Source organism: Pseudomonas thivervalensis (assembly GCF_001269655.1).
GTDB classification, from domain to species: Bacteria; Pseudomonadota; Gammaproteobacteria; order Pseudomonadales; family Pseudomonadaceae; genus Aquipseudomonas; species Aquipseudomonas thivervalensis.
In genome coordinates, this window is the sequence record NZ_LHVE01000020.1 from 408,179 (window position 1) to 430,330 (window position 22,152).

A 22,152-nucleotide genomic window follows, 5' to 3' on the forward strand; every position below is an offset into this window, starting at 1 on the left:
AGTGTTCCCGTAACGCCGCCAGCAAAGCCGCGGCATTGGCGCCACGGCAATCCACAACTGTTCGGGCCCCGGCGGCACGCGCCATCTCGGCCACCCTCGGGCTTGGCACAAACAACGGTAAGCGCGCCAGGGCCGACCACGCATCGCCGGCCAGCCGCTGCAGATGCTCGAAGCCCTGCCCACTGCTGACCACCAGTGCGTTCAAGCGTTCCGCTTCGACTATTGCCGACAACGCTCCTTCGCCGTAACCAGGCAGGTGGCGTCGGTACAATTCCAGATAATCGACACTAGCACCTTGCTCGCGCAAACGCTCTGCCAGCAAGCCTCGGCCGCCTTCGCCCCGCACGATCAAGACCTTGGGGTCGGGCCGCGATACAGCCTGGCGCAAGACCAAGTGTTCCAGCAAGGCTTCGCTGTCATCGCCGTTATCGGGATAAAACACCGTGAGGCCGGCATCGACGAGAATCTGTCCGGTGGCAGCACCCACGCTGAACCAGGGTTGATCTGGAGGCTGGGGCCAGTGTTGGCGCAACAGCTCGACGCACAGGCGTGCGGCCGGTTTGCTGACCACGATCACAGCAGAGTATTGATCCAGCGCCTTGAATATCGCCCGTCCGGCATCGGACAGCGGGACCGGTTCGATCTCCAGCAACGGCAAGCTGCTGCTGTAGACCCCCGCTTCGGCCAGGACAGCCGCCAGCGTCGACGATTCGTCCGCCGGCCGGGTGAGCAGCAGCCGCCAGCCCGTCACGCGTGGCCGGCCTCGCCGTAGACCGCCTTGAGAATGTCGGCGGCACCCTGGCTCAACAAGTCTTCAGCCACGCGCACACCCAGCGCCTCGGCATCGTGACGTGGCGCCCGGGCCTCGGCGCTGAGCAGCCGACCACCATTGGGATCCCCCACCAGGCCGCGCAACCAGACCTGCTCACCCTCCAGCACGGCGTAACAGGCGATCGGCACCTGGCAACCGCCGTTGAGATGTTTGTTCAGCGCGCGTTCGGCGAACACCCGCGTGGCGGTGTCTTCATGGTGCAGCGGCGCCAGCAGGGCATGAATGTCGCTGTCGGCGCTGCGGCACTCGATACCCACCGCCCCTTGCCCGCCGGCCGGCAGGCTGTCGTCGACGCTGATGGCCGAAGTGATGCGGTCTTCGAAGCCCAGGCGGATCAGGCCGGCGGCGGCGAGGATAATGGCGTCGTACTCACCGGCATCGAGCTTGGCCAGGCGCGTATTGACGTTGCCGCGCAGGAAGCGGATTTGCAGGTCCGGACGCCGCGTCAGCAATTGGGCCTGGCGACGCAGGCTGGACGTGCCGACCACGCTTCCGGCAGGCAGCGCCTCAAGACTGGAAAACGTGTTGGAGACGAACGCATCGCGGGGGTCTTCTCGCTCGCAGATGCAGAACAGGCCCAGGCCTTCGGGGAAGTCCATGGGCACGTCTTTCATCGAATGCACGGCGATGTCGGCTTCGTTGTCCAGCAGCGCGGTTTCCAGTTCCTTGACGAAGAGACCCTTGCCGCCGATTTTCGACAGCGGCGAGTCCAGCAGTTTGTCACCGCGACTGACCATGGGCACCAGGGTCACGATCAGGCCGGGATGGGCCGCTTCCAGGCGGGCTTTGACGTATTCGGCCTGCCAGAGGGCCAAGGCACTTTTACGGGTGGCGATGCGGATCTCGCGAGGGGACATGGATCAATCCGTACTTAAAAGATACGGCAGATAATAACAGCTCAGCCAAAACCGCTTTGATTTGAATCACGACCCCAAGGCCTCCCTGGCCGCCAGAATCCTGGAAATGACGCGCATTGGACGCCTTGGACCGCCCGGCTAAAGCTGCTGCATCATCTTGCGTACGCCGGCCACGTGCCGCCGGCTGACAATCAGCGCGTCGCCATTGAGGCCTTTGAGAAACAACTGAAAATGCCCAAGGGGGGTGCGTTGCAAACGCTCGATGCGCTCGCGGGCCACGAGAGCGTTGCGGTGGATACGCACGAAGCGTTCGCCGAACTCGTCTTCAAGGGCCTTGAGGGGTTCATCCAGCAACACCTCGCCACTCTCATGGCGCAAGGTCACATATTTGTGGTCGGCAATGAAGTAGACCACCTGGTTCAAGGGGATCAATTCGATGCCTTTGCGGGTGCGCGCACTGATGTGGCTGCGCGGGCCGCTGCCGCTTTCGGCGGCCGGACGGGTCAGCGCCGCCAGTTGCACGCGGTTGGGTCGCTCGGCCTTGCGCAAGGCTTCGAGCAATGCTTCGGACGCCACGGGCTTGACCAGATAGCCCACGGAACCGGCCTGCAACACCTCGGGGGGGAAATCGTCCCGGGTGGTACAGAACACCACGGCGGGCGGCGACTCTCGTTCGCACAACTTCGCCGCCACTTGCAGGCCATCCAGGCCAGGCATGCGAATGTCGAGCAGCACGATATCCGGCTTGTGGCTGTCGATAAGGGCCAATGCCTCGTCGCCATTGGTGGCGCTCGGCTCCAGGACACTGTAACCCTCGAGCTCGCCAACCATTCGGCTCAGGCGCTCGCGGGCCAGTGGTTCGTCATCAACGATCAGGACATTCATATTGCGCTGGATTCCTGCGTGAGTCTCGCACAAGGATAGCGTAGACAGGGGAAGTGACATCCGTCACCGCGATCCACGCTAAGACTCGTTCGAGGGCCAAAAAGTGCCGCGAGGCGGTTGCCTATCTTTACCAGCGCTTGCCGATCGATGCCCGAGGCCCGTTGTCGCACGGCGTCGCCGTAGGGATTGTTAACTGTCGATCTGACCAATATGAGCTCCCCCTTCTTCTATATTTCCGGTGCGCCATGGATGGAAAAAGCAAAAGTCCTACCGTCCACTGTAGACGGTTGCCACGACGATATTGCTCAATCGAAAAATATCGTTGTGCGAAAACCTTCTTGGATCCCAGGGCTCGATCGAAAAAACCTGCCGACCAGTGCCAGCGCCAGTCCCGGCAACCCTGCTATCATCCGCCGCAGCCTTTAACCGCTACTTTCTCCACAGCCGATCACGAGCGAATTCATGAGCACTGACAAGACCAATCAGTCCTGGGGCGGCCGCTTCAGTGAACCCGTCGACGCCTTCGTCGCCCGCTTCACCGCCTCCGTCAATTTTGACCAGCGCCTGTATCGCCACGACATCATGGGTTCGATCGCCCACGCCACCATGCTGGCCAAGGTCGGCGTGCTGACCGATGCCGAGCGCGACAGCATCATCGACGGCCTGAAGACCATCGAGACTGAAATCGAGGCCGGCCAGTTCGACTGGCGCGTCGACCTTGAAGACGTGCACATGAACATCGAAGCCCGCCTGACCGACCGCATTGGCGTGACCGGCAAGAAACTGCACACCGGCCGCAGCCGCAACGACCAGGTCGCCACCGACATCCGCCTGTGGCTGCGGGATGAAATCGACCTGATCCTGGCCGAAATCACGCGCCTGCAAAAAGGCCTGCTGGAGCAAGCCGAGCGCGAGGCCGAGAGCATCATGCCGGGCTTCACGCACCTGCAAACCGCTCAACCTGTAACGTTTGGGCATCACATGCTGGCCTGGTTCGAAATGCTCAGCCGCGATTACGAGCGTCTGGTGGACTGCCGCAAGCGCACCAACCGCATGCCCTTGGGCAGCGCCGCGCTGGCCGGCACCACGTACCCGATCGATCGTGAATACACCGCGCAGTTGCTGGGCTTCGACGCCGTCGGCGGCAACTCGCTGGATAATGTCTCGGACCGCGATTTCGCCATCGAATTCTGCGCCGCCGCGAGCATCGCGATGATGCACCTGTCACGCTTCTCCGAAGAGCTGGTGCTGTGGACCAGCGCACAATTCCAATTCATCGATTTGCCTGACCGCTTCTGCACCGGCAGCTCGATCATGCCGCAAAAGAAAAACCCCGACGTGCCGGAACTGGTGCGCGGCAAGAGTGGCCGGGTGTTCGGCGCACTGATGGGCCTGCTGACCCTGATGAAAGGCCAGCCGCTGGCCTACAACAAGGACAACCAGGAAGACAAGGAACCGCTGTTCGACGCCGCCGACACCTTGCGCGATTCGCTGCGGGCCTTCGCCGACATGATCCCGGCCATCAAGCCCAAGCACGCGGTAATGCGCGAAGCGGCCCTGCGCGGTTTCTCCACCGCCACCGACCTGGCCGACTACCTGGTACGCCGCGGCCTGCCGTTCCGCGATTGCCATGAGATCGTCGGCCATGCCGTGAAATACGGCGTAGACACCGGCAAGGACCTGGCGGAAATGAGCCTGGACGAACTGCGCCAGTTCAGCGACCAGATCGAGCAGGACGTGTTTGCCGTGCTGACCCTCGAAGGCTCGGTCAATGCCCGCGACCACATCGGCGGCACCGCGCCGGCACAGGTCAAGGCAGCCGTGGTGCGTGGCCAGGCGCTGATCGCCAACCGCTAAAAGCCAAAAGCATCGCGAGCAAGCTCGCTCCCACAGTGGATCTTCAGTGAACACATATTCTGTGAACATGGAAATCAAATGTGGGAGCGAGCTTGCTCGCGATAGCGTCCTTCAAAGCAGCAAAAAGCTTACTTCTTGGCAGCAATCATCGCCAAAAACGCCGGCATCTCTGCCTCCCTGTCCGCAGCGATCCGCTGCACGTTCGGGTTCTGCCCCAACCGCTCCATCAACGCCTTGGCCGCTGGCATGTCCGCCAGCAAATCAATATCGAAGATCTTCTTGCCCACCTGCAAAGCCAGCGAAAGGCTGTAATAGAAATACAGGTCCGCAAGACTCAAGCTGTCGCCCGCCACGTAAGGCGAGAACTTGCCGTGTCGACCGAGCGAGGCGAATCCCAGCAGCAATTCGGCCTTGGACTTCTCCTTGATGGCATCGGCCACCGGCATGCCGAAAAACGCCTCGCCATAGCAGGCCCGCCCCGGCAGTTCGATGTACAGCTCGATTTCCCGGCACAAAGCCAGTACCTGGGCGCGCTCGAACGGGTCGGCTGGCAGCAGGGCCTTACCCGGTTGGGTTTGCTCGATGTATTCGAGGATGATGCTGGTCTCGTTGATAAAACCCTGCTCGGTCTTCAGCACCGGCACCTTGCCGCGTGGGCTGATGGCCAGGGCTTCCGGGGTCTGATTGCCAAAGAACTGCACCTCTTCGAAGGGCACGCCCTTCTCCAACAATGCCAGCTTGACCATGTTGTAATAATTACTGACAGAGAAACCATAAAGCTTGAGCATTACAAAGCCTCCAGGCCGTGCGGGGTGGGCAGCCTTGCGTTATAGACCGTCGGGGCAGTTCTTGCCAGGCGCATCACGCCGCTGAATGCAGGTAAACTGGCGACCTTTCTTACAGGAGCCTGCCATGAGCGAGCCAACCGATATCGAAATTGACGACGAAGAGTTCGCCGAGAAAACGCTGATCGAGGCGATTGAAAACCAGATCGAAAGTGACAACCCGCCAGCGGCCAAGGCCGTTTTCAATAAATTGACCCTGGTGGGTTATGAACGCGAAGAAATTCTGAACCTGATGGCCCATGTGCTGGCAGTGGAAATCGACGCGATCCTGGAAGAAGACCGCCCATTCAATACCGAGTGGTACGAAGCCGCCTTGCGCGCCTTGCCTGAGTTGCCGCCGGAAAAGAACTGAACGGCTCTTGCTCCCGCTCGGCTGCGCCCTGTAGGAGCTGCCGAAGGCTGCGATCTTTTGATCTTGATCTTTCGCTCTCGACTCAATTGTCTGGGACAAGATCGCAGCCTCGTTGCACTCGTCAGCTCCTACATAGCTCCAACGCTGCTTCTGCGGGCCACAGAAAATCGCTTTAAACAAAAAAAGCATGACACTGACACTGGACAGCTCGGCCGAGTGCGCTCACCTTAGTGACGCTGTCGACCAAAATTCCTAGAAAGTCTGGAGTCCTTATGTCGCTTACCCCTGAGTTGGTTGCCGAACTGGAAATCCTTGCACTCTTCAACCTGGACAGTTCCCAGGAAGGCCTGAAAATTCATCAGACCGCCGCCCCTAAAGCGATTGCCGCTGCCCAACGCTTGTTCGAAAAAGACCTGATCACCCAGCCCGACGGTGGTTACCTGACCAGCCTGGGACGGGATGCCGCCCAAAATGTACAAACCGTCCTGACGATACTCAGCGTTCAACAAGAAGCCGCCTGATCCCTCCTGCCGCCCACGGAAATCTCCTCTACGGGATTTCCGCAGGCGCACTGGCACCCTGCGTAAAAAACCAGCCTCAAAATCCTGTTTTCAGCTTAAGTATTCCCAAGACCGGGCGCTAACCTGCCATCACCCCACGTTCGACGCCGCGAGCCGGTTTGAGCTGACATGACCCGCAATCACGAAATACGCCCCGATCTGGACGAGGGAATCGACCGCAAGGTGCTGAGCCAGTTGCGCGCGCGTTTTCTCAAGCTCAACACCGTGCGGATGGAGCGCGCCCTCGAAGGCCTGTCGCCCCGCCAGCAGGGCGTACTGACGCTGCTGCCGCTGTTTTTTCACGTCAACCATCCGCTGCTGCCCGGCTACGTCTCCGGCAGCACACCCGCCGGGCTGTCGAACTACGAGCCTGACGCCAATGTGCTGGCCGAAGCCCAGCGCCTGACCCGTTCTTTTTCCTACAAGCCCCGGCACGGCAGCAACCCACCGCGCCCGATCCTGGGCCTGTACCTGATGGGCAGCCTCGGCACCCTGGCCCAGGCCGACCAGAGCGACATGGACGTGTGGGTGTGCCACGGGCCGGACCTGAGCGACGATGAACTGGCCGAGCTGCGCAAGAAATGCCAACTGTTGGAGATCTGGGCCGCGACCCAGGGCGCCGAAGCGCACTTTTTCCTGATCGACCCGGCGCGTTTCGTGCGGGGCGAGCGGGACAACCAGCTCAGTTCCGACGATTGCGGCACCACTCAGCACTATCTGTTGCTGGACGAGTTCTACCGCACGGCGATCTGGCTGGCCGGGCGCACGCCGATCTGGTGGCTGGTGCCGGTCTATGAAGAAGAGAATTACGAGCAGTACACCCACACGCTGATGTCCAAGCGTTTCATTCGTGCAGATGAAACCCTGGACCTGGGGCATCTGGCCTACATTCCGCCGGGCGAATTCGTCGGCGCCGGGCTCTGGCAACTGTTCAAGGGCATCGAATCGCCCTACAAGTCCGTGCTCAAGCTGCTGCTGACCGAGGTCTATGCCAGCGAACACCCGAACGTGCGCTGCCTGAGCCTGCGTTTCAAACAGGCGGTGTTCGCCAATCGCCTGGACCTGGAAGAACTGGACCCGTACATGCTGGTTTACCGCCGCATCGAGGAATACCTCAATGCCCGTGGCGAACCCGAACGCCTGGAGTTGATCCGCCGCGCGCTGTACCTGAAGGTCAATCGCAAACTCACCGGCCAGGGGCGCAGCAGTGGCTGGCAAAGGGTGCTGCTTGAACGACTGGCCCGGGAATGGGGCTGGGACCAGCGTCAGCTGGCGTTGCTGGACAGCCGCAGCCAGTGGAAAGTCCGCCAGGTCAGCCACGAGCGGCGCGCGCTGGTCAACGAACTCACCCACAGCTACCGCTTCCTGACCCAGTTCGCCCGCACCGAGAAAACCGTCAGCCTGATCAACAAGCGCGATCTCAACGTGCTGGGTCGGCGGTTGTACGCCGCCTTCGAGCGCAAGGCCGACAAGGTCGAGTTCATCAACCCCGGCATCGCGCCGGACCTGGCCGAAGACACCTTGACGCTGGTCCAGTCGCCCAACAAGAAAGAACCCGGGCAGAACCAGTGGGGCCTGTACAACGGCAGCCTCAACGCCCTGGAGTGGGAGAACTTCGCGCCAATCAAGCGCTGCCGCGAGTTGCTGGAGCTGTTGACCTGGTGCCATCGCAACGGCGTGATCGACAGCAGCACGCGCCTGGCGCTGCACCCCGGTGACAGCGACCTGAGCGAGTTCGAGCTGTTCAACCTGCTGGGCAGCCTGCAGCAGTCCATCGCCCTGCCCCTGGTCACGGTGGACGAAGCGCAGTTGCTGCGGGCCAGCGTGCCCAGCGAAGTGTTGATCCTGGTGAACGTCGGCGTCGACCCGCTCAAGCACCACCGCGACTTGAATATCCTGATGACCACCGAGCGTACCGACTCCCTGAGCTATGCCGGAGTCCGGGAGAACCTGGTGCTGACCCTCGACCAGGTTACGCTCAACAGTTGGAATGAAGTGCTGGTCAACCGCTTTGACGGCGAACACGCCCTGCTCGATTGCCTGCGCGATTACCTCAACGACCTGCCCGTCACCCAGCGCCAGCCACGCCTGCAGGTGCGCTGCTTCTGCCACAACCGCGCCCAATTCATTGCGCGGCGTGTCGAAGAAGTCATCGAAACGGCGCAGACGCTGCTGTTGAGCAGGCTCAATCACCGCTACCTGCTCCAGGTCCAGCAGCATTATCACGTGCTGGAATTGGTGCCCGGCCAGGTCAATCACGTGGCCCTGGGCAGCTTGTCGGCGCTGATGGATTACCTGGGCGAGGAACTGACGGCCTACAGCCCCCTGCACCTGGACCCGATGGCCCTGGAAGACCACGACCTGGCGCTGATCCTGCCCATGGGGCAGCCCGAGTGCATCCAGGTGTTCTACCGGACCAACGAGGACGAAGCGGATCTGTACGTGCTCGATGAATTCAACGCACTGTGGCAACAACACGTGCCGTATCACGACGAACAAAGCCTGCTGGTACCGTTACAGCGCTTTCTGCAATCGGTGCTGTACCGCCGCGACGCCCTGCTGCCGTTGGATGCCGCCCAACCGCTGAGCCTGGAAACCCTGTACTACCAGTTGCTGCCTTCAGGCGGCCGGGCACGGCGGATCGAAGCGCGGCAAGCCCCGCAGACACCGGTCAACAAGCCGTTCTATGACGTGCAGGCAATCATCGGCAAAGCGGCACACGGGCAGGTGCACGTCACCCTGTACTGCGATCAGCAGGAGTTTTCCGAACTGGAACATGGCGACCAACTGTTCCGCGTGGTCGCCAGGGAGATCGTCGAACAGCGCCGCGAAGCCCAGCGCTATCGCTGCTACATCACCGACCTGGACCTCTCGGGGCTGGTGGGCGACGGCGCCTGCTCAACCAACTTGTACCTGCGCTACAAGGCCGACCTGGAACGCGCCCTGAACGAAGCGCTGGCCCTGGTCTGACGCGCCCAGGCACTCAGAGGTGGAAATCGCCACCGGCTTCGGGCTGGTATTCGACGTCCAGCAAGGTCAGCTTCAACGTCTTGCCACCCGGGGCCGGCCAGTCGATGTGCTGGCCGACCTTCAGGCCCAGCAAGGCACTGCCCACCGGCGCCAGGATCGAGATCCGGCCTTCGTCGGCCTTGGCGTCCTGAGGGTAAACCAACGTCAGGTGATAGTCCTTGCCGCTGCTTTCTTCGCGGCAATGCACACGCGAGTTCATGGTCACGACATCGGCAGGCACTTCATCGTGGCCCACCACGTTCTCGGCGCGATCCAGTTCGGTTTGCAACGCAATCACGCCCGGCAGCGTTTCATCAAGACTGTCGATCAGGCGTTCCAGACGCTGTACGTCCAGGCGGGTAAGGGTGATGGAAGGTGCGGTCATGATCGAGGCAGACTCCTTTCTTCTGCACAAAAAAAGCAAAACCCCGCCACAAAAAGGCGGGGTTTTCACGGGCCTCGGCGAATTGAGGCGTAGCCGGACACTATCAGTAGGAGCTGACGAGTGCAACGAGGCTGCGATCTTGCCTGTAGGAGCTGACGAGTGTAACGAGGCTGCGATCTTGACCCAGACAATTGAGTCTTAAGCGAAAGCCTCAAGATCAAGATCAAAAGATCGCAGCCTTCGGCAGCTCCTACGGGGATCTGCGCTTGAGCGCCTCGGCACAGATGCCCCGCCGGCGCTCATCGTCGGCCGAGCGCCATTCGCGGATATCTTCCACATGGCGCAAACATCCGAGGCAGACCCGCTGTTCATCCAGCTTGCACACGCCGGTGCACGGCGACGGTACGGCGGGGCTGACGTTGCTGTAGAGCGGCTTGGGCGGCCGTGGCGAGGCGGACTGGCTCACGGGGTCACAGGCCTTCGAAATCGAATTCCACACCGGCCTGCTGCTTGACGATGCGCTCGAGCATCTCGCCCAATTGCTCTTCGCTCTTGTCACACATCCAGCGCTCGCTTTCCGCGTCATAGTCGAAATGAAAGCCACCGGAGACCGCCGCCAGCCACAACTGCCGCAACGGCTCCTGGCGGCTGAAAATCAACTGGGTACCGTTTTCGAACCTGACGGTGAGTACACCGGCAGAGATTTCCAGGTCAATGTCCAGGCCACTGTCATCGAACACATCCTCCAGCGTTTGCTGGGTCGCATCGACCAGATCGTGGAAACGGGCTTCAGTCAAACTCATTGCGGCAACCTCGAAAATGTCTGCTCATGCTCAAGCGCCGCAAGATACGGACGCTTCCCGGCGATTGCAAAGGATATACCGACTGACGACCCCAGTGCCGCCGGACGGGCGCCCCGTTGCATAGGCAAGCTGACGGGTGGCCGGTATACTCCGGCGCAATTAACGCATTTTCAAGGATTTCGCCATGAAGCGCCTGATCTCTTCCCTTGCTGCGCTCGTCGCGGTTGCCTGCCTCGTGACAGCCTGTGGTCAAAAAGGTCCGCTGTACCTGCCTGATGACAGCAAGTCCCCTGAAGAACAGGCCAAGTCGTCGCAATCCAAGTCACACTCGCACGACACCCACACCACTTACTAAGGGAACGCCATGGACGCTTTTAACTACCGTGGCGGGGAGCTGTTCGCGGAAGGGGTTGCCCTGTCCGCGATCGCCGAACGTTTCGGCACGCCGACCTACGTCTATTCCCGTGCCCACATCGAAGCCCAGTACCGCACGTTCGCCGATGCACTCGAGGGCATGCCGCACCTGGTGTGTTTCGCGGTGAAAGCCAACTCGAACCTGGGTGTGCTCAATGTCCTGGCGCGCCTGGGCGCCGGTTTCGACATCGTCTCCGGCGGCGAGCTCGAGCGAGTGCTGGCCGCTGGCGGCAGCGCCGACAAGATTGTGTTCTCCGGCGTCGGCAAGACCCGTGAAGACATGCGCCGTGCCCTGGAAGTCGGCGTGCACTGCTTCAACATCGAATCCACCGATGAACTCGAGCGCCTGCAGATCGTCGCCGCCGAGCTGGGCGTCCGCGCGCCGGTTTCCCTGCGGGTGAACCCGGACGTCGACGCTGGCACCCACCCGTACATTTCCACCGGTCTGAAGGAAAACAAGTTCGGCATCGCCATTGCCGACGCCGAAGACGTGTACGTGCGCGCCGCCCAACTGCCGAACCTGGAAGTACTGGGTGTCGATTGCCACATCGGCTCGCAGCTGACCACCCTCGAACCGTTCATCGATGCCCTCGATCGCCTGCTGGCACTGGTCGACCGCCTCGGCGACTGCGGCATCTACCTGCGCCACATCGACCTGGGTGGCGGTGTCGGCGTACGTTATCGCGATGAAGAGCCGCCGCTGGTGGCCGACTACATCAAGGCCGTGCGCGAACGCCTCGACGGCCGCGACCTGGCGCTGATGTTCGAGCCCGGCCGCTACATCGTCGCCAACGCCGGCGTGCTGCTGACCCAGGTCGAATACCTCAAGCACACCGAGCACAAGGATTTCGCCATCGTCGATGCGGCCATGAACGACCTGATCCGCCCGGCGCTGTACCAGGCCTGGATGGACGTCACCGCCGTGCGCCCTCGCGACACCGCGGCCCGTCACTACGACATCGTAGGGCCGATCTGCGAAACCGGTGACTTCCTGGCAAAAGGCCGGGAGCTGGCGCTGGAAGAAGGCGACCTGCTGGCCGTGCATTCGGCCGGTGCCTACGGGTTTGTCATGAGTTCCAACTACAACACCCGCGGCCGCTGCGCCGAGGTGCTGGTGGACGGTGATCAGGCATTCGAAGTGCGTCGCCGCGAGACGGTAGCCGAGTTGTTTGCCGGCGAAAGCCTGCTGCCGGAGTAAAACCATGCTGCTGCGTTTTACCAAGATGCACGGCCTGGGCAATGACTTCATGGTCCTCGACCTGGTCAGCCAGCACGCGCACATCCAGCCCAAGCATGCCAAGCAATGGGGCGACCGCCACACCGGCATCGGTTTCGACCAGTTGCTGATCGTCGAGGCGCCGAACAACCCGGACGTGGATTTCCGCTATCGGATCTTCAATGCCGACGGTTCGGAAGTGGAGCAATGCGGCAACGGTGCGCGCTGCTTCGCCCGCTTCGTGCTGGACAAGCGCCTGACCGCCAAGCGGCAGATCCGCGTCGAGACCAAGAGCGGCATCATCGAACTGGATGTGCGCAGCGACGGCCAGATCGGCGTGAACATGGGCGCTCCGCGCCTGGTACCGGCGGACATCCCGTTCCAGGCACCGGCCCAGGCCTTGAGCTATCAGGTGGACGTCGACGGCACCACGGTGGAACTGGCCGCAGTCTCCATGGGCAACCCCCATGCGGTGCTGCAAGTGACCGATATCAACAGTGCCCCAGTGCATGAGCTGGGGCCGAAGATCGAGCACCATCCGCGCTTCCCCGCGCGGGTGAACGTCGGCTTCCTGCAAGTCATCGACCGCCACCGCGCACAATTGCGCGTCTGGGAACGCGGCGCCGGGGAAACCCAGGCCTGCGGTACCGGCGCCTGTGCGGCCGCCGTCGCTGCGATCAGCCAGGGGTGGATGGATTCGCCATTGTTGATCGACCTGCCCGGCGGGCGCTTGTCCATCGAATGGGCAGGCCCTGGCCAACCGGTGATGATGACCGGCCCGGCAGTACGCGTATACGAAGGACAAGTTCGTCTTTGAGTGAGCCCAACCCATGACCGATCAGCCACAGGTTCCAGCCCCACAGCCCGACGAATCCCCCAGCCTTCCAGAAACGGCGGCCGTGGCTGCGTACCTGGAGGCTCATCCGGACTTCTTCGTCGAGCATGAAGAACTGCTTGCGACGATGCGCATCCCCCACCGACGCGGCGACACCGTGTCGCTGGTGGAGCACCAGATGAAAATCCTGCGTGAGCGCAACATCGAAATGCGCCATCGGCTTTCGCACCTGATGGACGTGGCCCGGGACAACGACCGTCTCTTCGACAAGACCCGTCGGTTGATCCTGGCCTTGATGGACGCCAGCACCCTCGAAGACCTGGTCATGAGCGTCGAAGACAGCCTGCGCCAGGACTTCCAGGTGCCCTTCGTCAGCCTGATCCTGTTCGGCGATAACGCCATGCCGGTGGGCCGCTGGGTGACCCACGCCGAAGCGCAGACCGCCATCGGTGGCTTGCTCACGGAAGACAAAAGCGTCAGCGGCAGCCTGCGCGAGCATGAGCTGGACTTCCTGTTTGGTGAAGAACAGCGCAAGCAGATCGGCTCCACGGCCGTTGTCGCCATCGCCCACCAAGGCGTTCACGGCGTGCTGGCCATCGCCAGCCGTGATCCGCAGCACTACAAGAGTTCGGTGGGTACGCTGTTCCTGAGCTACATCGCCGAAGTCACCGGCCGGGTGCTGCCAAGGGTCGCCGGTTCGCTGCGCCCGGTACGCTGATGATGGAACGGCAACTGGACGCCTACTGCGAACACCTGCGCAGTGAGCGCCAGGTGTCGCCCCATACGTTGTCGGCCTATCGCCGCGACCTGGAAAAAGTACTGGGCTGGTGCCAGAAGCAGAATATCGGCAGCTGGTCGGCCCTGGATATCCAGCGCTTGCGCAGCCTGATCGCCCGCCTGCATCAACAGGGGCAGTCGTCCCGCAGCCTGGCCCGCCTGTTGTCAGCGGTGCGCGGCCTGTATCACTACCTCAATCGCGAAGGCCTGTGCGATCACGACCCGGCCACCGGCCTGGCTCCCCCCAAGGGCGAGCGCCGATTGCCCAAGACCCTCGACACCGACCGTGCCCTGCAATTGCTTGAAGGCGCCGTCGAGGATGATTTCCTGGCCCGGCGCGACCAGGCGATTCTCGAACTGTTCTATTCTTCCGGCCTGCGGCTTTCAGAGCTGACGGGGCTTAACCTGGATCAACTGGACCTGGCCAATGGCATGGTCCAGGTACTCGGCAAGGGCAGCAAGACCCGCCTGCTGCCCGTCGGCCGCAAGGCCCGTGAAGCCCTGGAGCAGTGGCTTCCCCTGCGAGCGCTGGCCAACCCTGCCGACGACGCGGTATTCATCAGCCAACGCGGTCGGCGCCTCGGCCCGCGGGCGATCCAATTGCGGGTCAAGGCCGCCGGCGAGCGCGAGCTGGGACAGAACCTGCACCCACACATGCTCAGGCATTCCTTCGCCAGCCACCTGCTGGAATCCTCCCAGGACCTGCGCGCCGTTCAAGAGCTGCTGGGCCACTCGGACATCAAAACCACACAGATCTACACCCACCTGGACTTCCAGCACCTGGCATCGGTCTATGACAGTGCCCACCCCAGGGCCAAACGCATCAAGGGCGACGAATCATGACCATCGAACTCATCACTTTCGACCTGGACGATACCCTGTGGGACACCGCCCCGGTGATCGCCAGCGCCGAAGCCGTACTCCGCCAATGGCTGACCGACAACGCACCGAACTTGGGCGGCTTGCCGGTGGAGCATCTTTTTTCGATTCGCGAGCAGGTGTTGCGCGAAGAACCCAACTTGAAGCATCGCATCAGTGCGCTGCGCCGACGGGTGCTGTTCCGCGCCTTGCAGGAGGCCGGCTACGACCAGTGGCAGGCGTCCGAGCTGGCCGACCAGGCCTTCGAGACGTTCCTGCACGCCCGTCATCAACTGGACATCTTTCCCGAAGTGCAGCCCACCTTGGAAGTGCTGGCCAATCATTTCGCCCTCGGCGTGGTCACCAATGGCAACGCCGATGTGCGACGCCTGGGGCTGGCGGACTACTTCAAGTTCGCCTTGTGCGCCGAAGACATCGGCATCGCCAAGCCCGACGCCCGGCTGTTCCACGAAGCCCTGCAACGCGGCGGCGCCACGGCGCAGACCGCCGTGCACATCGGCGACCACCCGGGCGACGACATCGCCGGCGCCCAACAGGCCGGCCTGCGCGCGGTGTGGTTCAACCCCACAGGCAAGCCCTGGAACGCCGATCACGCCCCCGACGCAGAGATCCGTAGCCTGACCGAACTGCCGGGGTTGTTGGCAGGGTGGCATAGCCAGCGCTGAACCCTGCTTCGCAGCCGCCAAAACTTTTGGTGGGAGCTAGCCTGCTTGCGAAGGCGATCACCACCCGCCCTCTACCTGAGCCTCAATCCGATTCGTGGCGAGGGAGCTTGCTCCCGCTGGCCTGCGAAGCAGGCCCCGGCATTCTTCCAGGCTAACCGTGTTGCCTGGTTTTGCGACTGCTGCGCAGCCGAGCGGGAGCAAGCTCCCTCGCCACCGGAATTGGGTTGCCTGGGCAAAAGCCATCGCGAGCAAGCTCGCTCCCACCCTGGATCTGTGGTGCACCGAAGCCCCCCGCCCAACACACCCCCCCTGTGGGAGCGGGCTTGCTCGCGAAGACGGTTTCATACTCGACAAATGAGTTGACTGATACACCGCTTTCGCGAGCAAGCCCGCTCCCACAGGGATTGCGCCGGGCCTGGAACAGAATCGCACCCATGAAAAAGCCCGCAGCGACGGCGGGCTTTTTCAGCAAGCAAGAAGCCAGTACTCAGATAGGGCGGCTGCCGTACTTGTTGTCAGGTTTCTTGGGCGGATCAGCGACCACGTTGGCCTCCACTTCCTGCACCTTACCGCCTCTGGCCAGGAATTCCTCCATGGCCTTGGCGAGCGCATCACGCTCCTTGTTCTTGGCCTCTACGCTCGGCAACTCGTCGACCGACACAGCCGCTTTTGCCTTGCCTTTGGCGGTAGGTGCCGGAACATCGGCGCCATCGTCTTCGGCAACGTCTTCAGCCACCGCTTCAAGGCCTTCTTCGGTCTCGTCTTCGTCGCCTACTTCGAGGTCGTCGTTTTCCAGATCATCGTCGCTCATGTTCTACCTCATGACTTGCGAAAAGCAGATTAGTTATAGCCCAGCTTCGCCATCTGTTCGAAGGCTGCCAGAAAAAATTCAACATCCGCCGGCAATCAGCGGTTATGCCCCTTCACCGTACAAGGTGGCGAGGACTTTACGAGCACCGCCATGATCACGGTGCTCGCCCAGATAAACACCTTGCCAGGTTCCCAATGCCAGCCGTCCCGCCGTCACCGGCAGGCTGAGCTGGCAACCGAGCACGCTGGCCTTGAAGTGCGCCGGGAGGTCGTCCAGGCCTTCGTCGTTGTGCTCATAACCGGCGGTTCCTTGTGGGATCAGCCGGTTGAAAAATCGTTCGAAGTCTCGACGTACCGCCGGATCGGCGTTCTCGTTGATGGTCAACGAGGCCGAGGTATGCTGCAGCCACAGATGCAACAGACCGACACGACAGGCCTGGAGTTCAGGCAGGCCGGCCAGCAACTCGTCCGTCACCAGATGAAAGCCCCGGGACCTCGCCCGCAGGGTTATCAGCGTCTGTTGCCACATACAGATCTCCGCACGTTCGGCGCGCATTCTAGCGCGCTCTGGGAAAAAACAAAGGCCCTAATATTCTTGCTTCGATGTAAGCCTTTGGCGGTATAAAAACCCATGTCGCATCCACAACAAAAGGCGTCGGAAAAACCGCTCACCCTGTGAGCAATGACAAATTCCAGACAAAAAAATGCCCGGCGAACCGGGCATTTTTTATTGCGTGTATTTACAGGTTGTAGCCACGCTCGTTGTGCTGGGCCAGGTCCAGGCCCACGGCTTCTTCTTCCTCGGTGACGCGCAGACCCATGACGGCATCCAGCACCTTGAGGATGATGAAGGTGACGATCGCGGTGTAGACCACCGTGAAACCCACGCCCTTGAATTGAATCCACACTTGCGCGCCGATATCGGTCACGGTGCCGAAGCCACCCAGGGCCGGTGCGGCGAACACACCGGTCAGGATCGCGCCGAGGATACCGCCGATGCCATGCACGCCAAAGGCGTCCAGGGAGTCGTCATAGCCAAGCTTGCGCTTGAGGGTGGTCGCGCAGAAGAAGCACACCACGCCCGCCGCCAGGCCGATGACCAGGGCGCCCATCGGGCCCACGGTGCCGGCAGCCGGGGTGATTGCAACCAGGCCGGCCACCACGCCCGAGGCAATGCCCAGTGCGCTTGGCTTGCCGTGGGTGATCCACTCGGCAAACATCCAGCCCAGCGCCGCCGCCGCGGTCGCGATCTGGGTCACCAGCATCGCCATGCCGGCAGTGCCGTTGGCGGCAACCGCGGAACCAGCGTTGAAGCCGAACCAGCCGACCCACAGCATGGCCGCGCCCATCAGGGTGTAACCCAGGTTATGCGGCGCCATTGGCGTGGTCGGGAAGCCTTTGCGCTTGCCCAATACCAGGCACGCCACCAGGCCGGCGATACCGGCGTTGATATGCACCACGGTGCCGCCAGCGAAGTCCAGCACGCCCCAGTCCCACAGCAGGCCGCCGTTGCCGGACCAGACCATGTGCGCAATCGGTGCATACACCAGGGTGAACCACACGCCCATGAAGATCAGCATGGCGGAGAACTTCATCCGCTCGGCAAATGCACCGACGATCAGGGCCGGGGTGATGATGGCGAAGGTCATCTGGAAGGTGATGAACACCGCTTCAGGGAACAGCGCCGCCGGGCCGGTCAGGCTGGCTGGCGTGACGCCTGCCAGGAACGCCTTGCCCAGGCCACCGACGAAGGAGTTGAAGTTGACGACGCCCTGCTCCATGCCGGTGGTGTCGAACGCGATGCTGTAGCCATAGATGACCCACAGGACGCTGATCAGACCGGTAATGGCAAAGCACTGCATCATCACGGAAAGAAGGTTTTTCGACCGGACCATGCCACCGTAGAACAGTGCCAGGCCGGGAATGGTCATGAACAGTACAAGAATCGTGGCCGTGAGCATCCAGGCGGTGTCGCCGGAGTTCAGGACAGGGGCTGCCGCTTCTTCTGCCATGGCCAGGCCAGGCATTGCGAAGGACAACAGGGCTCCTAGCCCTGCGAATTTACGCAGAGTCATATTGTTTTCTCCTGGGGCGTTGGGTTTGGCGGCTTAGATGGCGTCGGTATCGGTTTCGCCGGTACGGATGCGGATAGCCTGTTCCAGATTGACCACAAAGATCTTCCCGTCACCGATCTTGCCGGTGTTGGCGGCCTTGGTGATTGCCTCGATCACCCGGTCAAGATCCTTGTCGTCAATGGCGACATCGATCTTCACCTTGGGCAGGAAATCGACCACATATTCCGCGCCGCGATACAGCTCGGTGTGACCTTTCTGCCGACCGAAGCCTTTGACCTCAGTAACGGTAATGCCCTGCACGCCGATCTCGGACAACGACTCGCGCACGTCGTCCAACTTGAACGGCTTGATGATGGCAGTGACTAGCTTCATGAAACTTTCTCCCGAATTGGTGGACTTGCCCCAGGAAAACAAACCCGACTCAAGTCTAAGCGCAGTGCCTGGCTTTGTAACGCGTCGTCGGCCCAAGTTGCCCGACAGGTGCCAGTTAACCGATCCTGACGGAACTCCCCGCTCCGCCTGCTGCACTGCATTCGTCACAGCGACTGCATCAGTGCATGGGTCATCAGCCTCTAAGCAGAAACCTTGCCATCTGCACCCAAACCCTCTGATTTCAGTCTCTTAGCCACCTGCTCGACCTGCACCGCACCACCAACCGCAGCGATACGCACAACAACAGTGCAGCGCCGCCCGGCCCCATGCGCGAAAAGCGTGCATCCCTGGCGTGCGAATTGACTATAGACAGTGCGTGGTACACTGCCCGCCATTGTTTTCAGGACACTGCCCATGCTTGCGCCCAAAGACCTCCTCGACGCCCTGAGTGGCCATGCCTCCCGCCTCTTGAGTGGCGACACGCCGCTGCCCAAAAGCGAAATAGAAAGCCAGTTCAAGGCTTTGCTGCAAAGCGGCTTCAGCAAGCTGGACCTGGTCAGCCGGGAAGAATTCGACAGCCAGATGGTCGTGCTGGCCCGGACCCGGGCACGGCTGGAAAGCCTGGAGGCCAAGGTCGCGGAATTGGAAGCGCGACTGGCTCCGGCACAGGAATAAGCAACCCCCTACGGGCCACTCAACCACTCGCAGCGTGTTGAGACGGGTCCGGAGTCATTACCAGCGGCAGCTCCAGGATAAACAGCGCGCCGCGGCCCGGCCCGGCGCTCTGCACGGTCAGGTCGCCACCCATCTCGTGCGCAGCCAGGATGCAGCTGTGCAGCCCAAAACCGTGGCCGTCGACGCGCGTGGTGAAGCCATGCTCGAACACCCGCGCAAGATTGTCCTGCGCAATTCCCTCGCCGTTGTCCTCGATCTCGACCTGCACGCGCTCCTCGTCAACGACCTTCAGACGCAGGACGATCCGCGGCGGCCGGTTCGTACCCGCGTCCAGTGCCTGCTTGGCGTTGTTGATGAGATTGACCAGTATCTGCAGCACTCGGTGCTTATCCAGCGGCATTTGCGGGATATCGCTGAATTCCTTGATCAGGGTGATGTGGTGGCGGGCCAGGGACACATCGCAAATGCGCACGACATCCTCAAGCAGCGCTCGCAACGAGCCCGGCTCCAGTACGCTGGCGTTGCCGGCATAGGACTGCTGGGTGGCGACGATTTCCTTGATGTGGTCGATCCGACGGGCCAACTGCGCCAACTCGGCGATCATGCCCTGCTGCTCGACGGCCAGCGCGTCGGCCAGCTTGTCGAGATAGTCGGGTAACGCGCGGCCTTTCGGATCGCTGCTGATGAAGTCGCCGAGGTCATCGGGGTGCTCCTTCATCAACTGGACGACCTTGGCCACCCCGGGTCCCTTGGAGGTGTGCACCTTTTCGTAAAGGACCTGGGCTGACACGTTGACGCTGTTGAGCACATTGCCCACGTTGTGCAACACATTGGTAGCGATCTCCGCCATGCCGGCCCGGCGCGCAGTGGTCACCAGTTCGGCCTGCGCCTCGCGCAACTCGTCGTTGACCTTGGCCAGTTGCTGCGGACTGGGGATCTTCAGGGCCGCCGGCACCAGCCGGACCAGGAGGATGGCGGTAATCACCGAGGCAATCGCGGTGATCACCTTGACCAGCGCCGACAGCCAGTAATACGGCTGCCAGATGGTCAGGATTTCCATCACGTGACTGGTCCCGCAGGCCAGGATAAACACGCCAAAGGCCGCCAGCATCCAGTCGAACGGCACGTCCTTGCGCTTGTGGATAAAGTACAGGAGGGTGAAGGGGATGGTGACGTAGGACAAGGTGATCAAGCCGTCGGCGATCACATTGGTCCACAGCAGATCCGGACGCCACATATAGCAATGCCCGTGGGGCATGAAGCGCTTGTCGGTTAACAGAGCCAGCAGATCGTTCATGGCTACTTCCTCGCTGTGCCGTTGATACCGCCAAGTGCCGACTGGGCAAAATCGAGTCTAGCAGAGGGGTGGCGGCCGGATATTTCGCGTCGGCACGGGCTGAGCGATAGGGTATTGGCCGTCCTTCGGCTGTCACTTCCCCTCGAAACATCCTGCCAAATTTTCCCCCTTCAATCGCCTCACCCAAGTTCATCCCCACGACTAACCTTCAGGAGCCGCAGGACGCGGTGTCCCATTCACTCAAGGAACGATTCATGTCGCTCGCCATTGTCCACAGCCGCGCCCAAGTAGGGGTCGAGGCTCCTGCCGTTACCGTTGAAGTCCACCTGGCCAATGGCTTGCCGTCGCTGACGATGGTTGGCCTGCCGGAAGCCGCGGTAAAGGAAAGCAAGGATCGGGTGCGCAGCGCGATCATCAATTCGGGGCTGAGCTTTCCGGCGCGGCGCATCACCTTGAACCTGGCGCCGGCGGACCTGCCGAAGGACGGCGGCCGCTTCGACCTCGCCATCGCCTTGGGGATCCTGTCGGCCAGTGTGCAGGTGCCGACCCTGACGCTGGACGACGTGGAGTGCCTCGGTGAACTGGCCTTGTCCGGCGCGGTGCGCCCGGTGCGAGGGGTGTTGCCCGCGGCGCTGGCGGCACGCAAGGCCGGGCGCATGCTGGTGGTGCCACGGGCCAATGCCGAGGAAGCCTGCCTGGCCTCGGGGCTGAAGGTGATCGCCGTGGATCATTTGCTCGAAGCGGTGGCGCATTTCAACGGCCACACGCCGGTCGAGCCGTTCGTGTCCAATGGCCTGCTCTCGGCCAGCAAGCCCTACCCCGACCTGAATGAAGTACAAGGCCAGGCCGGGGCCAAGCGGGCGTTGCTGATTGCCGCGGCGGGGGCTCATAACCTGTTGTTCAGCGGGCCACCAGGCACCGGCAAGACCCTGCTGGCGAGCCGTTTGCCAGGGCTGCTGCCGCCACTGGCCGAGAGCGAAGCCTTGGAGGTCGCGGCCATCCAGTCGGTAGCCAGTTGCGTGCCGTTGAGCCATTGGCCGCAACGTCCGTTTCGCCAGCCACACCACTCGGCTTCCGGCCCGGCACTGGTGGGTGGCGGGTCAAAACCACAGCCAGGGGAGATCACCCTCGCCCACCACGGCGTGCTGTTTCTGGATGAGTTGCCGGAATTCGACCGCAAGGTGTTGGAGGTCTTGAGAGAACCGCTGGAGTCCGGGCACATCGTGGTGTCTCGCGCCCGAGACCGCGTGCGCTTCCCGGCGCGTTTCCAATTGGTGGCGGCGATGAATCCCTGCCCCTGTGGATATCTTGGCGAACCCAGTGGCCGCTGCGCCTGTACACCGGACATGGTGCAGCGCTACCGCAACAAACTCTCCGGCCCACTGCTGGACCGCATCGACCTGCACCTGACCGTCGCCCGGGAAGCCACGGCGTTGAACCCCAAGCGCGAATCCGGGGACGATACGGCCACGCTCGCCGAGCGCGTCGCCGAAGCCCGGGAACGCCAGCACGACCGCCAGGGCTGCGCCAACGCCTTCCTCGATCTGCCGGGGTTACGCCGGCATTGCAAGTTATCCACAACCGATGAAACCTGGCTGGAAACCGCTTGCGAGCGGCTGACCCTGTCGTTGCGTGCCGCCCACCGCTTGCTCAAGGTCGCCCGGACACTGGCGGACCTGGAGCAAGCGGGGAGCATTCGTCGCGAGCACTTGGCCGAAGCGTTGCAATATCGGCCGGCTACGGCTTGAACCG

23 protein-coding genes and 1 pseudogene are annotated in these 22,152 nt (G+C 62.1%); 12 read left to right on the top strand and 12 right to left on the bottom strand.

Features of this window, described 5'->3' with window-relative positions; all coding sequences use genetic code 11:
• Nucleotides 1–4 precede the first annotated feature (4 nt).
• The 3 genes and pseudogenes from AD659_RS30310 to AD659_RS26875 all read right to left on the bottom strand — a co-directional run.
• A pseudogene (locus AD659_RS30310) lies at nt 5–751 on the bottom strand (uroporphyrinogen-III synthase); the annotation flags it as partial.
• Nucleotides 748–1,689 (bottom strand): hydroxymethylbilane synthase, encoded by a 942-nt coding sequence (gene hemC / locus AD659_RS26870; protein ID WP_046065757.1) that lies wholly within the window; start codon nt 1,687–1,689, stop codon nt 748–750. The gene hemC and the pseudogene AD659_RS30310, both read right to left, overlap by 4 nt.
• Nucleotides 1,690–1,827: 138 nt before the next feature.
• The gene (locus tag AD659_RS26875) at nt 1,828–2,574 is read right to left on the bottom strand and encodes a LytR/AlgR family response regulator transcription factor (RefSeq protein ID WP_053126481.1); all 747 of its coding nucleotides are present in this window, start codon (nt 2,572–2,574) and stop codon (nt 1,828–1,830) included.
• A gap of 462 nt (nt 2,575–3,036) precedes the next feature.
• Here AD659_RS26875 and argH point away from each other — a divergent pair, with 462 nt between their 5' ends.
• The gene (argH, locus tag AD659_RS26880) at nt 3,037–4,431 is read left to right on the top strand and encodes an argininosuccinate lyase (protein ID WP_053126482.1); all 1,395 of its coding nucleotides are present in this window, start codon (nt 3,037–3,039) and stop codon (nt 4,429–4,431) included.
• Nucleotides 4,432–4,559: 128 nt separating this feature from the next.
• Here the strand turns inward: argH and AD659_RS26885 are convergent, their stop codons facing one another.
• The gene (locus AD659_RS26885; RefSeq protein WP_053126484.1) at nt 4,560–5,219 is read right to left on the bottom strand and encodes a glutathione S-transferase family protein; all 660 of its coding nucleotides are present in this window, start codon (nt 5,217–5,219) and stop codon (nt 4,560–4,562) included.
• A 124-nt stretch (nt 5,220–5,343) separates the two neighbouring features.
• Between AD659_RS26885 and AD659_RS26890 the strand changes: the two genes are divergently transcribed.
• The 3 genes from AD659_RS26890 (at nt 5,344) to AD659_RS26900 (ending at nt 9,158) form a co-directional block, all read left to right on the top strand.
• Nucleotides 5,344–5,628, top strand: a complete 285-nt coding sequence (locus AD659_RS26890) for a hypothetical protein (protein WP_053126486.1) — start codon at nt 5,344–5,346, stop codon at nt 5,626–5,628.
• Nucleotides 5,629–5,900: 272 nt separating this feature from the next.
• The gene (locus AD659_RS26895) at nt 5,901–6,149 is read left to right on the top strand and encodes a TIGR02647 family protein (RefSeq protein ID WP_053126488.1); all 249 of its coding nucleotides are present in this window, start codon (nt 5,901–5,903) and stop codon (nt 6,147–6,149) included.
• A gap of 168 nt (nt 6,150–6,317) precedes the next feature.
• On the top strand, nt 6,318–9,158 hold the full coding sequence (locus tag AD659_RS26900) for a class I adenylate cyclase (RefSeq protein WP_053126490.1): 2,841 nt from the start codon (nt 6,318–6,320) through the stop codon (nt 9,156–9,158).
• A 13-nt stretch (nt 9,159–9,171) separates the two neighbouring features.
• On the opposite strand, the gene rnk is transcribed toward AD659_RS26900, so the two are convergent.
• From rnk to cyaY, 3 genes are all read right to left on the bottom strand, one after another.
• Nucleotides 9,172–9,582 (bottom strand): nucleoside diphosphate kinase regulator, encoded by a 411-nt coding sequence (gene rnk, locus AD659_RS26905; protein WP_053126492.1) that lies wholly within the window; start codon nt 9,580–9,582, stop codon nt 9,172–9,174.
• A 250-nt stretch (nt 9,583–9,832) separates the two neighbouring features.
• Nucleotides 9,833–10,048, bottom strand: coding sequence for a DUF1289 domain-containing protein (locus AD659_RS29620; RefSeq protein ID WP_082343619.1), 216 nt, complete (start codon nt 10,046–10,048; stop codon nt 9,833–9,835).
• A gap of 4 nt (nt 10,049–10,052) precedes the next feature.
• The gene (gene cyaY, locus AD659_RS26915; protein WP_053126496.1) at nt 10,053–10,385 is read right to left on the bottom strand and encodes an iron donor protein CyaY; all 333 of its coding nucleotides are present in this window, start codon (nt 10,383–10,385) and stop codon (nt 10,053–10,055) included.
• A 184-nt stretch (nt 10,386–10,569) separates the two neighbouring features.
• Between cyaY and lptM the strand changes: the two genes are divergently transcribed.
• Genes lptM through AD659_RS26940 form a run of 6 tightly spaced genes read left to right on the top strand, consistent with a single transcriptional unit; the run spans nt 10,570 to nt 15,171 of the window.
• Nucleotides 10,570–10,740: an LPS translocon maturation chaperone LptM gene (gene lptM / locus AD659_RS29630; protein WP_041024539.1), complete on the top strand. Its 171-nt coding sequence runs from the start codon at nt 10,570–10,572 to the stop codon at nt 10,738–10,740.
• Between the two features lie 9 nt (nt 10,741–10,749).
• Nucleotides 10,750–11,997, top strand: coding sequence for a diaminopimelate decarboxylase (gene lysA / locus AD659_RS26920; protein ID WP_053126497.1), 1,248 nt, complete (start codon nt 10,750–10,752; stop codon nt 11,995–11,997).
• A 4-nt stretch (nt 11,998–12,001) separates the two neighbouring features.
• Nucleotides 12,002–12,832 (top strand): diaminopimelate epimerase, encoded by an 831-nt coding sequence (dapF, locus tag AD659_RS26925; RefSeq protein ID WP_053126499.1) that lies wholly within the window; start codon nt 12,002–12,004, stop codon nt 12,830–12,832.
• A 13-nt stretch (nt 12,833–12,845) separates the two neighbouring features.
• Nucleotides 12,846–13,568 carry a DUF484 family protein gene (locus tag AD659_RS26930; protein ID WP_053126501.1) on the top strand — a complete coding sequence of 241 codons (723 nt, stop codon included), beginning with the start codon at nt 12,846–12,848 and terminating at the stop codon, nt 13,566–13,568.
• Between the two features lie 2 nt (nt 13,569–13,570).
• On the top strand, nt 13,571–14,470 hold the full coding sequence (gene xerC, locus AD659_RS26935) for a tyrosine recombinase XerC (RefSeq protein ID WP_053126503.1): 900 nt from the start codon (nt 13,571–13,573) through the stop codon (nt 14,468–14,470).
• Nucleotides 14,467–15,171: an HAD family hydrolase gene (locus AD659_RS26940; protein WP_053126505.1), complete on the top strand. Its 705-nt coding sequence runs from the start codon at nt 14,467–14,469 to the stop codon at nt 15,169–15,171. Before xerC ends, AD659_RS26940 begins: the two co-directional genes overlap by 4 nt.
• 487 nt (nt 15,172–15,658) lie before the next feature.
• On the opposite strand, the gene sutA is transcribed toward AD659_RS26940, so the two are convergent.
• From sutA to glnK, 4 genes are all read right to left on the bottom strand, one after another.
• Nucleotides 15,659–15,982 carry a transcriptional regulator SutA gene (gene sutA, locus AD659_RS26945; RefSeq protein WP_053126507.1) on the bottom strand — a complete coding sequence of 108 codons (324 nt, stop codon included), beginning with the start codon at nt 15,980–15,982 and terminating at the stop codon, nt 15,659–15,661.
• Nucleotides 15,983–16,084: 102 nt separating this feature from the next.
• Nucleotides 16,085–16,510: a secondary thiamine-phosphate synthase enzyme YjbQ gene (locus AD659_RS26950; RefSeq protein WP_053127118.1), complete on the bottom strand. Its 426-nt coding sequence runs from the start codon at nt 16,508–16,510 to the stop codon at nt 16,085–16,087.
• Between the two features lie 211 nt (nt 16,511–16,721).
• Nucleotides 16,722–18,056 carry an ammonium transporter gene (locus AD659_RS26955; protein WP_053126509.1) on the bottom strand — a complete coding sequence of 445 codons (1,335 nt, stop codon included), beginning with the start codon at nt 18,054–18,056 and terminating at the stop codon, nt 16,722–16,724.
• 33 nt (nt 18,057–18,089) lie between these two features.
• Nucleotides 18,090–18,428 carry a P-II family nitrogen regulator gene (glnK, locus tag AD659_RS26960; RefSeq protein ID WP_002555808.1) on the bottom strand — a complete coding sequence of 113 codons (339 nt, stop codon included), beginning with the start codon at nt 18,426–18,428 and terminating at the stop codon, nt 18,090–18,092.
• A 414-nt stretch (nt 18,429–18,842) separates the two neighbouring features.
• Here glnK and AD659_RS26965 point away from each other — a divergent pair, with 414 nt between their 5' ends.
• The gene (locus AD659_RS26965) at nt 18,843–19,103 is read left to right on the top strand and encodes an accessory factor UbiK family protein (RefSeq protein ID WP_053126510.1); all 261 of its coding nucleotides are present in this window, start codon (nt 18,843–18,845) and stop codon (nt 19,101–19,103) included.
• Between the two features lie 19 nt (nt 19,104–19,122).
• Here the strand turns inward: AD659_RS26965 and AD659_RS26970 are convergent, their stop codons facing one another.
• Nucleotides 19,123–20,400 (bottom strand): sensor histidine kinase, encoded by a 1,278-nt coding sequence (locus AD659_RS26970; protein WP_053126511.1) that lies wholly within the window; start codon nt 20,398–20,400, stop codon nt 19,123–19,125.
• Nucleotides 20,401–20,654: 254 nt separating this feature from the next.
• Here AD659_RS26970 and AD659_RS26975 point away from each other — a divergent pair, with 254 nt between their 5' ends.
• Nucleotides 20,655–22,148 carry a YifB family Mg chelatase-like AAA ATPase gene (locus tag AD659_RS26975; RefSeq protein ID WP_053126512.1) on the top strand — a complete coding sequence of 498 codons (1,494 nt, stop codon included), beginning with the start codon at nt 20,655–20,657 and terminating at the stop codon, nt 22,146–22,148.
• Nucleotides 22,149–22,152 lie beyond the last annotated feature (4 nt).